Here is a 16,000-nt window from a genome sequence, read left to right on the forward strand (position 1 = left end):
TTATAAATTATTTAAATATAACTGTCACTTAAGTATATCTTAGTCACATTAATTGTATCGCCAAACCACTGCGCCGTTTTGTCGGCGTTTCAATTGCTCGACGTAATACTTTTGGGCTCCCATAAAGGGACAATTCTTTTTTTGCTCGGGTTATTGCGGTATAGACGAGTTCACGTGTAATAACAGGTGAATATACCTGCGGTAACACTAATGCGGTATGAGCAAACTCCGAACCTTGTGATTTATGAACCGTCATCACATAAGCGGTTTCATGCTGTGGTAGGCGGTTCGGTTGTATTCCACGAATAGTGCCATCTGGAAATTGAAAGTAAGCTCTCAGGCTATTATTTTCATCAGGTAATATGACCCCAATATCCCCATTGAATAACCCTAGTGGACTATCGTTGCGGCTAATCATGATTGGCCGGCCAGCATAGTGTTTATTTAATAAATTATAGGGACGGTTTATTAACCCTTGCCGATGTAATAATTTTTCTAATTTATCATTCAGGCCTACTACCCCAAAAGGGCCTTCCCGTAAAGCGGTTAATAAACGATATTGATTAAACTTTTTTAAAACCTGAGCCGGCGTTTCCTTTGATTTTACAGCCAATAAATAATCTTTATAATTTTCAGAGGCATTTAATAAAATTTGTGCATAATCATCTGCCGTTTCTTGCACATAATTATGCACATCAAAACAGCCTTGCTTTAATAACTTTTGAACACCAAGTACATTTCCCGCATTTACAGCAAAAGCAAGTTTCCCAATTCCTGAATCAGCAGAAAAACGGTAGCTTTTGCGCAATAAACACAAACTATCGCGAATTATCGGACCTGTTGTCGAAGAGTATTGTTCGATAGAATAACCCGATATTTCAGAAAGCTGAGCCGCTCGTTCAAGGCTGTAGCCATTATCTGCAAACTGGCAAATATCCCCGAGTACAGCCCCTGCTTCAACAGATGCAAGTTGGTCCTTATCACCAAGAAAAATAAGTTTTGCATTTTCAGGCAGCGACTCAAGTAATTTACCCATCATCGGTAAATCGACCATTGATGCTTCATCAACAATTAAAATGTCTAGCGATAATCGGTTATCTCGGTTATAGCGAAATTTTTGGCTTTCAGGCTGAGCACCAAGTAAACGATGAAGTGTTTTCGCTTGATGTGGTAATAACGCCCTCTCATCATCGGTTAAAGGCATATGTTTCATTGCCTCTCCTAAAGATTCGGTTAACCTTGCAGCCGCTTTACCTGTAGGCGCCGCAAGCTCAATTCTGACCCTATACTCATGCTTAGTTTCCAGTTTAATTAATGCAGCGAGGATACGCGCGACCGTTGTTGTTTTCCCTGTTCCCGGCCCCCCAGAAATTATGGAGACTTTACTCGTCACGGCAACAGCAGCTGCAATTTTCTGCCAATCAATCTCATCTGAGATCGGAAATAAATTATCTAAAACCACCTTGATTTGTTGGTTATGTTTATCATCTATTGGGGTGTTAGAAAAATAATGCGCAACATACTGCTCATATTGCCACATTCGTTGAAAATATAAGTAATCTCCCGACAGAACCAACGGTGAAGTTTTATTTTCATTTCCTAACGAAACTGCATTTGCTTGCAGCAAAGTTTGATAAACCGTTTGCTCATCTGGCTGCCCCATTTTGTGCCAAAACTCCGCGGCCAGTTCAGGATGCCGACCTGCAAATAACTTTTCAGGCATGATGTCAGATAACGCTAAGCAAACATGCCCTGCCATCGTTTCCGCACTAAGAATAGCAGTAACCATCAGTAGTATTGGGTTTTCATCCTCTGATAGGCTATAGGCAAATTGCACATCAAGTGGAGTAAAAATACGTTCTTCAATTCCCCGATTAAATAGTGCTTTCATTCAGCACCTCCCCTTGTTGCCTACCTTGAAAAAGGAGATCCAATTCCCCAATAAAAGCTTCTAAAGGCCGATAAAAAAAGACTCCATTATGCGAATTTACCTTATCAATCCCTCTTAGGAATAAGTAATACACACCACCGAAATGCGTTTCGTAATCATAATTAGGTAACCTTTGTTTTAAATAGCGGTGTAGTGCCAAGGAATATAATTGATATTGTAAATCATATCGGTGATCGATCATGGCTTCGGCCATTGCTTCTTGAGTATAAAAGCTAGCATCCTCACCCAGGTAATTTGATTTATAATCAAGAAGATAAAATTTGCCACCCCAAAAAAAAGTCAAATCAATAAACCCTTTTAAAATCCCTTGTACCTTTTCAAAATTCAACGGAGGGCAACGCTGAGATAGCGGGTCATATTGATGGGCAATTTTATCTAAATGATTAGCCGTGAGTTCCGATTCTATAGGGATATAAAATTGCATTTCATCTAACTGATCTTGTGGCTGTAATGCAGATAAACATAAGCCATCATCTGCTAACGGAGCCTGAACAATCGCATTTAACCACTCTTGCAACATAGGTGCCCATTGAATACCAAACCCTGCCGCTTCTAATTTTTCAGTTAACCATTCAACCGAAATTGCTTCAGAGAAATCAATCTCTTCCATCAGAGTATGTAAAAAGGTCCCCGGCAATGCCCCTCTAGGGAATTGATGGGGCGTTAAAAATTCAGCCGAATTTTCACCTTCTTGTTGCTCAACATCAACGCTGACTTCAGTATCCATATTTGGTGCTAGTGAATTTGCAAATTGTAGAGCGGATACCGCTTGCCCGTCTTCTGAATGGCTAGAACCATAACTTAGCCCCGAATAGCTGGTAACACGCCAGTGGTCATCAAAATAGCGAGTGACTTCCCTTGCCGCTAAGTTTTCATCATGATTTGACTCAAGAGTTAAACGTTCAAATTCAGGTACATCAATGACAGTAACATTAATTACATCGTTACTGAGTTCATCGAGCATCTCATTTAACAGTTGGCTATCTCCTGCCTGCCCTTTTTGTATGACGTATCCAAGCGCAGATAAATGTAAGTCCGTTTCACCACTTTTCTTTCTATTCCCTTTGATCAGCGGCGCAACCCCCACACTACAGTGATAGATAGCCCGAGTTAAGGCTACGTATAATAAACGCAAATCTTCAGCTAATCGCTCTTCATCAGCCAAGGCCACGGTATCTTCACCATCAGACAAGTCTAGCCTTGTACCGAAATCTGTTCTGTCGTGATATAACCCTTTGGACTGAGGTAAAAAATTACTGGCAAAAGGTAACCAAACAATTTTGTATTCAAGACCTTTAGATTTATGAATTGTACTAATTTGAACCAGATGTTTATCACTTTCAAGGCGCATTTGTTGCGCATCTGATTGATGGTCTGGGTGTGCAATCTGCTGCGCTAACCATCGAGTAAGTGTGTGCTCACCTTCAAGTTGTAGTGACATTTCTTGCAACAGTTCACCAATATGCATTACATCCATCAATCGGCGTTCGCCATCAATTCCAGATAATAATGTTTCAGCGATATGCCTCTGAGCCATCACCATGCGAAGCATTGGGAGTACACCACGTTTTTGCCACACTTGTGCATAACGAGCGAATTCATCTACTAATTGTTCCCACGCTTTCTCATCGTGATTAAGGTCATCTATTTGCTTTGCTGATAAACCTAATATCCCTGTGGCTAATGCACTACGCAAAACACGTTCTTTTTCAGGGGATAATACCGCCTGCAATAACCACAACAGATCCCTAGCTTCGGGGGTGGAAAATACGCTTTCCCTATTGGATTGAAAAACAGAAGCTATATTCAGTTGATTTAAAGCATCGCGAATTAATACGGCCTCTCGCCGGCTACGTACCAAGACGGTAATATCTGAAGCTGCAACAGGAGTACACTTACCTTTATTATCAAAATAAGTATCCCCTCGCAGCCCACCTAGTAAATACTGAGCTATTTGTGCCGCACATTGTGACGCTATTGCTTGCTCATATTCCGCGACAGAACCCCCCTCAGCACCCAATTGCCAAAAAGTGAGAGCGTTAACTTCATCACCATTATGGACCAATTTTTTCCCACTATTTTGTGGGGCAAAGTTAACTGGTTGAAAAGGTATTTGATCAAATATGAACGGAGATTCGCAATGACTAAAGATATGGTTAACGGCCTCAACCATACTTTGAGATGAACGGTAATTAGTCTCTAATGTGTAGTGAGCACTAACTTCTTTTTTGGCTTCAATATAAGTAAAAATATCTGCACCACGAAAGGCATAAATAGCCTGTTTAGGGTCACCGATAAAAAGTAAGGCGCTGTTTTCAACACCTTGGTAAATCCGTTGAAAAATACGGTATTGTTGTGCATCTGTATCTTGAAACTCATCAATCATTGCCACAGGAAAACGCTGGCTAATAGCATGAGCTAAAAATTTCCCACTCTCTTGGCTAAGAGCACTATCTAAACGAGTTAATAGGTCATCAAACCCCATTTCTCCCCGATTGTGTTTTTCTCGAGTAATAGTTTGCCTAACTTCAGAAATCGCGAGTGGAATAATAAGGTCTTTAAGTGTTAATGATTGAGAAAGTAGGTTGTCTATATGTTGAAAAACAATATGTTCTGGCCCAGAACCGCTTTTAGATTTTTCATGCAATGTAGTTTGTGAAAAACGAACGAGATCCTTTGGTAACTGATAATCCTCAGTAGGCTCTTGCGCCCACTGAGCTATTTTTATCAACCAAGAAGGTAAGAAACGGGAACTATAACTTCGTTTATCAACATCAGAATCTGTAATCAGCTTTTCGAAATCAGCGGAATGTTCTAGCCAAGATGCTTTAACTGAATCAATTAATGAGATTAACCGCTGGTGTCGTTCCTCTAGTGTTTCTATTTGTTGAGGCTGATTAATAATAACTGGAATATCACCTTGCAAAAAAGGTTTTATCTCTGTTAACAATGACTCAGGGCTGTTCCACAATGACTGAATGACTTTCGTCATCGAATAATTTAACGGATAAAAATGACGACGCCAGAAATCTGCACAAGCTTGCTTTTGAATCGGAAATTCGTCTTGAACCATTGTTTGCTCAAATAACACACCTGATTCAAATGCATTATGAACCAACATTCTTTGGCAAAAACCATGAATAGTGTAGATAGCAGCTTCATCCATTTGCCTTTCTGCCGCCAATAGCCATTCTTGGGCAAATTCCCTTTGTAAACCCTCGGGAAGTTCACTTAATAGCTCAAGATATTCTGGCTGTGATTCAAAACCAACGCCATTTCTTAAACACACTAAGCGCATTTCATGTATCCGCTGACGAATACGACCGCGTAGCTCATTCGTTGCTGCTTCAGTAAAGGTTACAACTAAAATTTCCTCAACACTCAAAGGCCTAGAGAAAGCATTCGCCCCCCCTAAACCTAATAAAAGACGCAGATAAAGTATACCTATTGTGTATGTTTTACCGGTTCCTGCCGATGCTTCAATTAAACGCTGCCCTTGCAACGGTAATGAAAAAACATTCAGTAATTGGGACCCTATCTGCGCGTTATTCACTCAGCATCTTCCTTTATTGGTAAACTCTTTTGTAATTCTGAAGCTGTTGGGTACAGCCGCCAATTTTTCAATTTAGCGTACCCTGCTTTTCCATCAACACCATGCCCTATAACCTGAGAGCTAAGTGCTAACCCTTTGTGTTTGATAACTGCATCTTCATAGTATTTGATTACCTGTTGTTTAGTCGCAGAACCAAGCGTAGCTATTACTTTTTCTCGAGTATCAAAGCTGAAAATATTACGTGAGAAATCGGAAGAATAGCGACCAACCTCCTCATAGAACGTTTGTGGTGGTTGTTTCATTTCAGTAATCATCGATTGTTTATACTGATTAAACTCATCTGTTGGTAATTTTTTCAACCTTTCCAAGGCATTGGTATAAAATTCCTGATAACGAGTATTCAGGTAGTTCGGCGTTTTAGCATTACTTTGCAATAAAAAGCCAATTCCCCACTGATCGCCCAGGCCCGCTTTAAAAGCAAACACGGCATAACCAAGCTGTTCGTTTGTCCTCAGTTGGTCATAAAACCAAGGTTGGATCACCTTCGCGAGAATGCCACCAAAAACAGCGCCATCAATGCGATTATAACCATCTGGAATAAAGATCTCCGCTAATGCATTATCGGAGCTATTCCCTTGTTTATGAAAATCAGCTAAATAGCTTTTATCAATAACAACGATATCCCCACGCCACCAATTTGTTCCTTCGCTTTTGAGTAGCTGTTTAGCATCTTTAATGGTCTCAATACTTTTTTCTTCCGTGATATTACCGAAAACAAGTGCTTGTAATGCAGCACTCTTAACCAGCATCTCACGATAATCAGTAATTTCTTTAAGCGTAATTTTATCTAATTCAGCAAGACGCTGTTCTTGCTCAAAATATGGTACGCTATTGATGCGCTGCAGGGGCTGCATTGCCAGTTCATAAGCTTTAGCATTGTTAGCAACCGCAATTTGCTCTTTGTACCAAGATTTTGCTTGAGCTAATTCCTGCTCAGTCGGTTCAAAGCTAAGATACAGCTTAGTCATTGACAAAAAGAGCTCAGGTAAGTGTTGCGTATAGCCACTCGCATTTAACTGCAATCCAACGCCCTGAGAAACAGAGACAGACATACCTGCAACAGACGCCTGATATTGCAGTTCATCCATTTTTAATGATGAAATATATTGCAACAAGGCCCCTGTAACTTGTTCTTTAGCATCCTTGTCACCTTGGTTTGAGCGTAATGATAAGGTAATGCTCGCTTTGGGTTCATCTGCAAAATATTGACTTGGCATATATAAAACACGCGTATTCCCATCCTGATAAATAAACTCAGGGTGTTTATAGGCTTTATCTGTTTTTATTAGCGTCAATTTATCCGCAATATATGGGTTTAAAACCGGTAATTTAAAACCCATTTTAGATTCTAAATTAGACCAATGATTAAATTGTTTTTGTGTGATTTTATCAACTTGATAAGGCGCATCAACAAAGTAAGCCTTTTTGTTACTAGGCTCATCCGGGCCAATAAACCAAACTCGTGCATTTTGTGCAGTTAACCCCGATAAGCGTTGTTTAATCGCTTCTGGATCATATTTGTCTGCAATATAGTCTGAATCAAGAACATGTTTAACTGGAACATCAATCATCTGGTCAGAGAGCCATTCAATATAATTCATATCCCTTACAATCGACCCATACTTAAATGACAAATTGAGCACGTTTGCTATTTCGTCAAAGTAATTTTTATTGACCCCCTCTTTCTTGATCAGATCAAGATAGGCAAAAATAGCGGCAATAATTTCGTCTCTGTTCTCTAAGCCTTTATCAGTCAATGTGACATATATGGAAAAAGAACCATAATTTCTATCTGCATTTGGTGAGGCTGATGCACTAATACCCTCAGCAAAGCCTTGTGATATCAACCAGTCCGCTAATGTCCCAGGGCTTCTATTCCCGATCAAGTAACTAATATAGCTATCACTTTTGCTACGAAAGTCTGCCATATTATTTTTGATGCTAAATTCAATTTGTAGCGCTTTTTGTGGTTGTGCGGGGACATAATGAATAATGATGCCCTTTTCTTTATCTGTTACTGCTGGAATATCAAGAACCGGTACGCTCGCATTAAAATTAGGGATACGACCAAATGTGTCTTGGGCAATTTTAGCTAATGATTCAATAGATTGATCACCGTAAAGAACACCATTCATTAAATTTGCAGAATAATAGTGCTTATAAAAGCCCACTAATTCGTCTTGTAATTTACTATTCGCTTTATCTTTTAATGTATCAAGATTCCCCCCAGAAAAGCGTGAATTTGGGTGTTGGGGATTTAATGTTTCCGAGCGCACTTGCCATAGACGCATGCCATCACGAGAACGCGCCATTGTAAGCTCTGCATTGACCGCATTACGTTCTCTATCGGCATTTATAGGGTCTAAAAGTGGTTCTGCTAAAGCATCAGCTAGTCTATCTGTCGCTTCCTGCAATGCCCCATTTTCAACTTCAAAATAATACGCAGTACGGTGAGGTGCAGTACTCGCATTGTGGCTGCCACCATGCTTTTGTAAAAATTCCGAGAAACTACTTGGCTCTGGATATTTTTTAGACCCCATTAAGACCATGTGCTCTAAATAATGAGCTAGCCCTAACTGGCTATCTGGGTTTTCAATACTACCAACAGGTATCGATACAGCAGCTAGCGATTTCGTTGCTTTGGCATCTGAAACCAACAAGACAGTCATGTCATTGCTTAATTTTATTGCTTTATATTCCCTAGGATCACTTTCACTCTTATTAATCGTTTCTGGTAGTAATTCCCAGAGTGGTTGCGCTGCTAATGCACTACCACACACCAAGATGGTGAATAATAAGAACAAATGAGCGATTTTTTTGGATAAATATTGCATCCTATGGTGCTCTCCCGTTATTTCAAGTATTTTGTCATCGGCAATAAGAACCGCTGAGTGTTTAATAAAAGCGATTGGATCATAGCGCTATCAATATTTCTGCATGCTCGCAACACATAATCATCTTCCATCTCACCTTTTTTCATTTGGCTTCCTTGCAAACTTTGAAGCAAAGCCGACAGTGCTTTTTGTTGTGTTTCTTCATTTGAAAAATCATACTGCTTTGTCTTTTTATCAAAACAAGCCGTTATCCAATTCCAACCACTTTGATTTAGAAGGATGAGGGGTGAATCAAAACCCTCACAGTACCCTGTTATTAAGTCTTGTAGATACCCCAAAGCATCTTCTTTGCTAATAGATGAAAATTGCCAAATACTATTATCCCTACCTAGTGATAGGCTGTCCCCTTCACCAATTTGCGAATTAAATAATAAATGCTCAATCCATAACTGGACCCCATCATTAGCGGTTAAGTAAGCTGGTCGATAGCGTAATAAACCTGTCTCGTGAACATTTTTAAGTACCCCAGTAATTTTTACCCTATTTATTTCAAAATCAATAGGATAGTCAAAAAGTTGCCTGTCATATTCTTTAACTTTTTCAGCTAATGGTAAAATCTCAGTTAACTGCTGCTCCCAAAAAAGCTGGCCAAATTGCTTAGCCGGTAACTGACCTGAAGCTTTCAAAGCGAAATAAAATGGATCAGGGCTTTCATCTTTGACAAGCAAATCTAAAATTTGATCATTAATTTTATAACGTTGTAACCGACCAAGGGTAAATGGCTCTTCTTCTGGCAACTCTGTTTCTTCAATTGAAAAATGCACTTTTAACCGTTGTTGGAAAAACGCCCGAATTGGGTGACGATAAAATCGTAATAATTGTTCGAGAGAAATATCCGTAATAGGTTCTCGAGTTTCAAGTACAGAACAAAATGGTTCATCAACTCTATTGGCTGTTTTTGCTGCGAGTAACCACTCACTAGCAAAGCTTTGGTAAGGTGTTTTAGGGAGGAAATTTTCTTTTGCGAATGGTACTCTATTATGTTGAATAACTAACCTTTGATTTAAACGCTTAGCACTTTCATCGATGGTAAGCGACTCATCGCCTACCAAACAAAAACTTTGGCAAATATAATCAAGCAATTCCGTCACTAATACTGATGGATTACAAGGTTGATTATCACGAATAGATAGCCCTATATAACTAATATAGAGTTGTTTAGCTGCTGAGTTCAATGCCTCTAAAAATAGATAACGGTCATCGTCCCTCCGTTTTCTATCCCCTCGGACTGATTTTTCAGCCATTAAATCAAAGCCTAGCGGTGGAATATTTCTAGGATAAGCACCATCATTCATGCCTAATAAGCAAACAACTTTAAATGGGACTGAGCGCATTGGCATCAAAGTACAAAAGTTAACCGAACCTGCTAAAAAACGCTGGCTTATCTTCTCGTCATCAAAACGCACTGAGAGCTCATCACGGATTAAACGAAGTGGAATGAGCTTGTCGTATCCTGATGTTATCGCATTATCAATAATTTGATGCCATTGTTCTGTTAATAACGTTAATACCAACTCAGTTTCGCTATCAACCATAAAACAGCTATCCAGTAATGGCTGACAAAGCTCCTTCCATTCACTCAGTGAACGTTCTTGCTCTAATAAGGTTCGCCATTCCCTTAATGTATTTATTAATAATGCGAGTTTGCCAGCAAGTTGCGCGGCTAACCCACTACATTCATCATATGGTAAAATACCATTCCAAGGACCATTTCGGCTATCCATTGCATAACCAAGCAACATCCTGCTTAAGCCAAATTCCCAAGTATTCTGGCCAATAACAGGGAGAGCAAAAGAGCGTACATTATCATCATCAAGCCCCCAGCGGATCCCCGATTCATTAACCCATCGACGCAATAAACTTAACTCGCTTTCATCGATCCCAAATCGGCGGGAAAAAGAGGAGACTTCAAGCAAAGAAAGCACCTGTTCCGTCGAAAAACGGCTTTGAGGTAAATCGAGTAGCGTAATAAATGCTTGTAAGATTGGGTGAGCTTGTAGTGCTTTTCTATCTGAAATTGAAAATGGAATATAGCGAGAAGATGCCGTATTACCAAAAACAGCCTGAATATAAGGTGCGTAGCTATCGATATCCGCAACCATCACAATAATATCACGCGGAGTTAATGTCGGGTCTTGCTCAAAAAGTGCTAATAACCGGTCTTGTAATACTTCAACTTCCCGCTGCGCACTATGGCACGAATGAAATGTTATAGATTCATCCAGCTCACTTATTGGACGTTTGCCTGAACTCGTTTCATAACTTTCTAATGTCGTTCCTAGCTGTGCATGATTTTCCAGATCTAAGATATCTTGCTGTATATTTTCTAATAAATTTGCACGCTTTGTATCTACATACGCAGAAATTTCATTGGCGTTATCAAGTTGGGCAATAAAATATAAATTGTCTCTACCAAGTTTCCCCCACGACGCTAACAATGGGTTAGCAATATTTTGCTCACCATTTTCATTAAATAAGGTCGGGCTATGTTCTTCGGCCTTAAACCGAGAAATTTCATGTTTATCAAGATAATGGCGTAGCTTACGCTGCTGTAACTTAGCTAAAAATGATGCACTTTGAATATCCCCCCAATAATAGCGGCAGGGGTTATTAAACATTAAATGAACGTCCGTATGTTCTGCAATAGCATTAAGAGCCTGCAAATACGTAGGTGGAAGTGATGAAATGCCACAAATAAAAATACGTTTTGGTAGCATTTTTCCTAAATCAGGCACTTCTAACAGCTTATTAATGAAGCTTTGGTATAAATTTGCCCTGTGCCAAGGCGGTTGTTTTAATTCGTTTGAATAATCAACAAGGCATTGCCACAAGCGCTTTTGCCATAATTGATTCGAGCTTAACCCTTCAATCTCTTCATTTTGCTGCCATTTTTCAATCCATTGAGGACGATAAACTAAATACTGGTCAAATAAATCAGCAATTCTCCCTGCAAGCTGATGCAGCTTGCGTTTGTCTGTATCTTGCTGAAGATAATGCCTTAAAGGTTCAAACTCTTCTTCATCAATCACGGTTGGCAATATTGTCATCAATTTCCATGTCATTGCTTGTTTCGTATATGCACTTTCTTTAGGAATATCAGGGAGTACCCGCCTAAACATGTCCCAAATAAATGTTGCTGGCAATGGATAATTAATATTTGCAGCAATGCCAAATTGCTTTGCTAACTCGATTTGTAGCCACTGAGACATACCAGGGCTTTGCACCAAAATAATTTCTTGCTCAAAAGGGTGAGGAAGTGGTTCATTTTTCATTAAATGAGCAATTAACTCTTTTAATAAATCTAATTGATTAGAATGATAAACCTGAAACATGATGCTCTCCTATTGAGCAGTACCAGCGGCTTAACGAAAATCGCTGCCTTGAAATTAGTAGTGAAGCCATCGACTCTGTACAATATTTAACAGGGTGCGTAAGAGTTTGCTCTATTTTCCATTCAGGGTAACGTAAAACCGCCCCAATGGAAGAGATTTCCTCAGAATAGGTTTCATCACCGACTGCCCCCTGCTTTTCTAATCGACTATGCAAGACCCTTACCGCCGTTGAATCTTTATACAATTGATTAAAATTCAATACGATATATTGCGTATAGTTTAGCAAAGCTATTAATAAGATAGCAAAAACTGCGGTTGCAATGATTGATTGTATTAATGCAAAGCCTTGCTGTTCTATTTTCACTGGCAAAACCCTTTTTTTGTCACAGGGCAATAGTCTAACCAGCCCTTCGAACGCGGTATAACTTGCTGCTTATTAACATCCAATATAACCCAACGATAAACTTTTATTTCTAAACCAAACTGATAATCACTTTGCCCCGATAAAATAAAATTTGAACCTTTGTAATGTTTTAGGCAACTTTTCCATTTCCGGTTTGTATTTTGCTGGCAAAACCAAGTTTTATAGTTACGTGAATGGATATCCCACAATAGTGTAGCCCCCCAAGCAAGTGCCGATTCTGCTCGATTAAACCCGCTAAAATACCGAACTTCTTTGCGCCATTCTTCGAAAGCCCGCTCTTGGTAAAAATGCAGTGATTTAATGAGTATCAACCCCATGGTCATTAGCACAACCACCATCACTAAAGCGACACTCCCATTTTGCTGCTTTATTAGCCCCATTATAGATTCCTAAGAAATACAGCAAACTGGTAATTAAATACTTGATTAGGTAACAACCGAGTTTCTACTGCTAAAAACACTTCTAATATTCGCTTGTTTTTCAACAAATTGAACGATAGCCGTTTGACCTTAACAACATTAGGGTCGAACAATGATTGCCAACGAGTTCCATCACAGTTTCTAACGTTTCGGTTAGATTCTAATTTCTCACCATTAAAACGATAGCTAAAATAATCAGTCTCTGTCTTTTTTGATTTAATATTTTCCCACTGCCCAGACAGGTCTTGGTCATAAGCAAAAATTATGCACGAGTTATTAATTTTACTCAGGAACTTAGCACTAATTTTTATTGGCTCACCAGTACAATGAGCACTGCTACAGTAACCAATACGCCTGAAGTCTTTTTCCATATTCAGCAAGACCTGCCTAACTTCTCTATCAAGTTGATATTGGAAATAAGCGCGATAAGTTTGCTTAAAAATGGCGGGGATACTATTCATAGCAGCAACACATACAAAGCTACTTATTACTATTGCTATTAACATTTCAATTAATGTAAAACCACCTTGGTTTTTATCTGGTGTTTTATTTCCATCAATGCTAGCCCTGTTTAACATTTGGGTAACCCAACAATATTTTTCTTACTGCAAGCCCTAATCCGCCCTAAGGCCGAAATATAAATAGAAATATCAGTATCTTTATTTCTTAATTCGAAGCTAAACGCGCGGCTTGTACCTTGCTTGCCATATAAATCGACTGAGTGACGACTAGCCCTAATAAGTTCAATTCCTTGATACTTATCCGCTGTTATTTTCCCTATTTCTTGGCGGGTATTAGCATCCTTTACAGATATCCCCCAGCCCTCCTTACCAATCTTGATTGATAACAACTGATGCCTATTTAAGTAAACACCTTCCATCATATGACTATAAATAAACTCAGATAGTTGCCTTGCAGCATCAATTAACCGTTGCTTTTCTAGATGCTGTTTCCACTGATGCATACCAGATAAAGTTGTTAAAGAACAAATAAATAACACTGAGAGGATTTCAATTAAAGTGAACCCATGTTGGGTATGACTTTGCTTCTGTTTCATCGCCTTTTCTTCCATGTTTTATACACAAAGTGGATATTGGCGAAAAAAAACTATATAGCGAGTTAGGTTGATCCATCTTGCGTAGAGCTTCGCAACCTCATATGGAATTCACACAATGTTTAGCCATGTTTGCGAAGCTTTTCGCAAAAAAGTAGTCATGTAGAAATAAACACAAGAAAAAATTTTGATAGCCAGACAAGATTGGATTCAACGAAAGGATAGAAACAACCAAAGGAGGGAAATGTGGTATGCACGAATAAAAACACTAAGGTGACTTTTACTTTCAGGCCACCTTAGCTATCAAACAATTTATTTATTACACAGTGAAAGGGTATTTAATTGCTTCATGGCATTGGTACCCTTCCAAAGTAAAATCATTTGTGGTTACCCAAGTTTCAATATCATCCAATGACTTAATTTGAGGGTTAATAACCAATGAAGGAGACGCAAAAGGTTCACGTTTTAGCTGAACATCTCGCATTAAAGGCAACTGATTTTCGTAAATATGTGCGTTTACAATTTTATGGTAAGCCTTACCTGCTTTATGACCAGTAATACGAGCCATTAATGCAAGTAAAACAAAGCATTGAACTTGATTAAAATTAAGACCAAGCGGAACATCACAACTACGTTGATAGGATGTCAAATAAAGGGTGTCACCTAGCAGTGAAAACGTATGAGTGTGCATACAAGGACGCAGGCAACCCATTTCAAATTCGCCGGGGTTATAAAAAGTGATGATTTCCGCGCGGTCATCAATGCCATTTTTTAAATTATTAACGACTTTTTTCAGTTGGTCTAAATACGTACCATCGGGACGTTGCCATGAGCGACCTTGAACACCATATACTCGCCCCATGTCATCTTCCCCTTTACGATGGGGGTTATTTAACCATGCTTGGTTTTCATTGGCATTAGCATTCCAAGTATTGCAACCAATTTCGCGGAATTGAGCTGCATTATCATAACCGCGTAGATACCCAAGGAGCTCAGCAATTGCAGCCTTATAAAAGCTTTTACGAGTCGTAATCAAAGGAAACTGGTTATTGCCAACATCGTATTCAAGGTCAGCATTGATAACCGTTAAGCAGCGAACACCTGTCCGCTCGTTTTCAACCCACTGTCCTTTATCAATAATACGTTGGCATAACTCAAGATACGGCTTCATAGTCACTCTCTTATTCAAAATAACTTAAGTGGCTAGCTAGCACCCTACCCTTTTCCTTTAATAAAAGAGTCGTTTTAAGGTGTACAGCTAGCCCTTACAATCGGGTTAATTAACTATTTTTAGGCTCTTTTAATGGCTTGTGTGCTGGGATGTTTTTACCATATTTATAAGCCCATACAATCATCAAAATACCAACAATAATCATTGGAACTGATAGAATTTGCCCCATACTGATCCCACTAAATAACCCTAATTGGGCATCTGGTTGCCTAAAGAACTCAACTATGATCCTAAATGCACCATAACCAATTAAAAATAGCCCGGAAACACTCCCCATTGGGCGAGGTTTACGAACAAATAAATTAAGAATAAGGAATAGGACAATACCTTCTAAGAACATCTCATAGAGCTGAGACGGGTGCCTTGGTAGCACACCATACTGTTCAAGAATAGGTAATAATGACGGGTCTTGGGCTGCAAGTTGAATATCTTCACTGCGCGAATGAGGGAATAAAAATGCCCATGGCGTATCCAGTGTCACTCGTCCCCATAGCTCCCCATTAATAAAGTTACCTATACGACCCATACCTAAACCAAATGGGATCAATGGAGCAACAAAGTCTGAAACTTGTAAAAAACGGCGGCGTGTACGGTGGGCAAACCACATCATGGCGCATATTACACCAATTAAACCGCCATGGAATGACATCCCGCCATCCCAAACTTTAAACAGATAAAGGGGATCATCAAGAAAAACAGGAAGATTATAAAAGAAAACGTAACCAAGTCGGCCACCGACGAATACACCTACGAACCCAACATAGAGTAAATTTTCAACCTCATTTTTTGTCCATCCACTATTAGGCTTTGCGGCACGTCGCCCAGCCAACCATAGTGCAAAAACAAAACCCACAAGGTACATAAAACCATACCAGTGCAGCGATACTGGCCCAATTGAGAACATAACAGGATCAATTTCCGGAAATGCTAAGTAGCTGTTACTCATCGTTCCCCACTTTTAATAATTAAGCCAATCAGTCATCGGCTATAAAATATTCAATAGACTTCAATTTATTCGAAGCACACGAAAGCATACAATAAAAAGTATAGTAATTTATACTCAAAATTATTTGCTCCCACCT

General features: G+C 39.3%; 10 protein-coding genes. All 10 read right to left on the reverse strand.

Annotated elements, in window-relative coordinates; all coding sequences use genetic code 11:
* Window positions 1-43: 43 nt before the first annotated feature.
* Complete coding sequence (recD, locus tag ACHB7C_RS17930; protein WP_166685714.1) at window positions 44-1,891, reverse strand: exodeoxyribonuclease V subunit alpha; 1,848 nt, start codon at window positions 1,889-1,891, stop codon at window positions 44-46.
* On the reverse strand, window positions 1,875-5,504 hold the full coding sequence (recB, locus tag ACHB7C_RS17935; RefSeq protein ID WP_395348090.1) for an exodeoxyribonuclease V subunit beta: 3,630 nt from the start codon (window positions 5,502-5,504) through the stop codon (window positions 1,875-1,877). Before recB ends, recD begins: the two co-directional genes overlap by 17 nt.
* Window positions 5,501-8,398, reverse strand: a complete 2,898-nt coding sequence (ptrA, locus tag ACHB7C_RS17940) for a pitrilysin (RefSeq protein WP_395348092.1) — start codon at window positions 8,396-8,398, stop codon at window positions 5,501-5,503. Before ptrA ends, recB begins: the two co-directional genes overlap by 4 nt.
* Before the next feature lie 17 nt (window positions 8,399-8,415).
* Window positions 8,416-11,790, reverse strand: a complete 3,375-nt coding sequence (gene recC, locus ACHB7C_RS17945) for an exodeoxyribonuclease V subunit gamma (protein ID WP_131680209.1) — start codon at window positions 11,788-11,790, stop codon at window positions 8,416-8,418.
* The gene (locus tag ACHB7C_RS17950) at window positions 11,768-12,154 is read right to left on the reverse strand and encodes a prepilin-type N-terminal cleavage/methylation domain-containing protein (RefSeq protein WP_129466383.1); all 387 of its coding nucleotides are present in this window, start codon (window positions 12,152-12,154) and stop codon (window positions 11,768-11,770) included. Before ACHB7C_RS17950 ends, recC begins: the two co-directional genes overlap by 23 nt.
* Complete coding sequence (locus ACHB7C_RS17955) at window positions 12,151-12,594, reverse strand: DUF2509 family protein (protein WP_129466384.1); 444 nt, start codon at window positions 12,592-12,594, stop codon at window positions 12,151-12,153. The genes ACHB7C_RS17950 and ACHB7C_RS17955 overlap by 4 nt, the downstream gene beginning before the upstream one ends.
* The gene (locus tag ACHB7C_RS17960; protein WP_048606299.1) at window positions 12,594-13,211 is read right to left on the reverse strand and encodes a prepilin peptidase-dependent protein; all 618 of its coding nucleotides are present in this window, start codon (window positions 13,209-13,211) and stop codon (window positions 12,594-12,596) included. Before ACHB7C_RS17960 ends, ACHB7C_RS17955 begins: the two co-directional genes overlap by 1 nt.
* Window positions 13,205-13,690: a prepilin-type N-terminal cleavage/methylation domain-containing protein gene (locus ACHB7C_RS17965; RefSeq protein WP_225833046.1), complete on the reverse strand. Its 486-nt coding sequence runs from the start codon at window positions 13,688-13,690 to the stop codon at window positions 13,205-13,207. The genes ACHB7C_RS17960 and ACHB7C_RS17965 overlap by 7 nt, the downstream gene beginning before the upstream one ends.
* 316 nt (window positions 13,691-14,006) lie before the next feature.
* Window positions 14,007-14,858, reverse strand: a complete 852-nt coding sequence (locus ACHB7C_RS17970) for a thymidylate synthase (protein ID WP_042845989.1) — start codon at window positions 14,856-14,858, stop codon at window positions 14,007-14,009.
* Between the two features lie 109 nt (window positions 14,859-14,967).
* Window positions 14,968-15,864 carry a prolipoprotein diacylglyceryl transferase gene (lgt, locus tag ACHB7C_RS17975; RefSeq protein WP_042845990.1) on the reverse strand — a complete coding sequence of 299 codons (897 nt, stop codon included), beginning with the start codon at window positions 15,862-15,864 and terminating at the stop codon, window positions 14,968-14,970.
* Window positions 15,865-16,000 lie beyond the last annotated feature (136 nt).

Source organism: Providencia sp. 2024EL-00732 (assembly GCF_044006275.1).
GTDB lineage: Bacteria > Pseudomonadota > Gammaproteobacteria > Enterobacterales > Enterobacteriaceae > Providencia > Providencia huashanensis.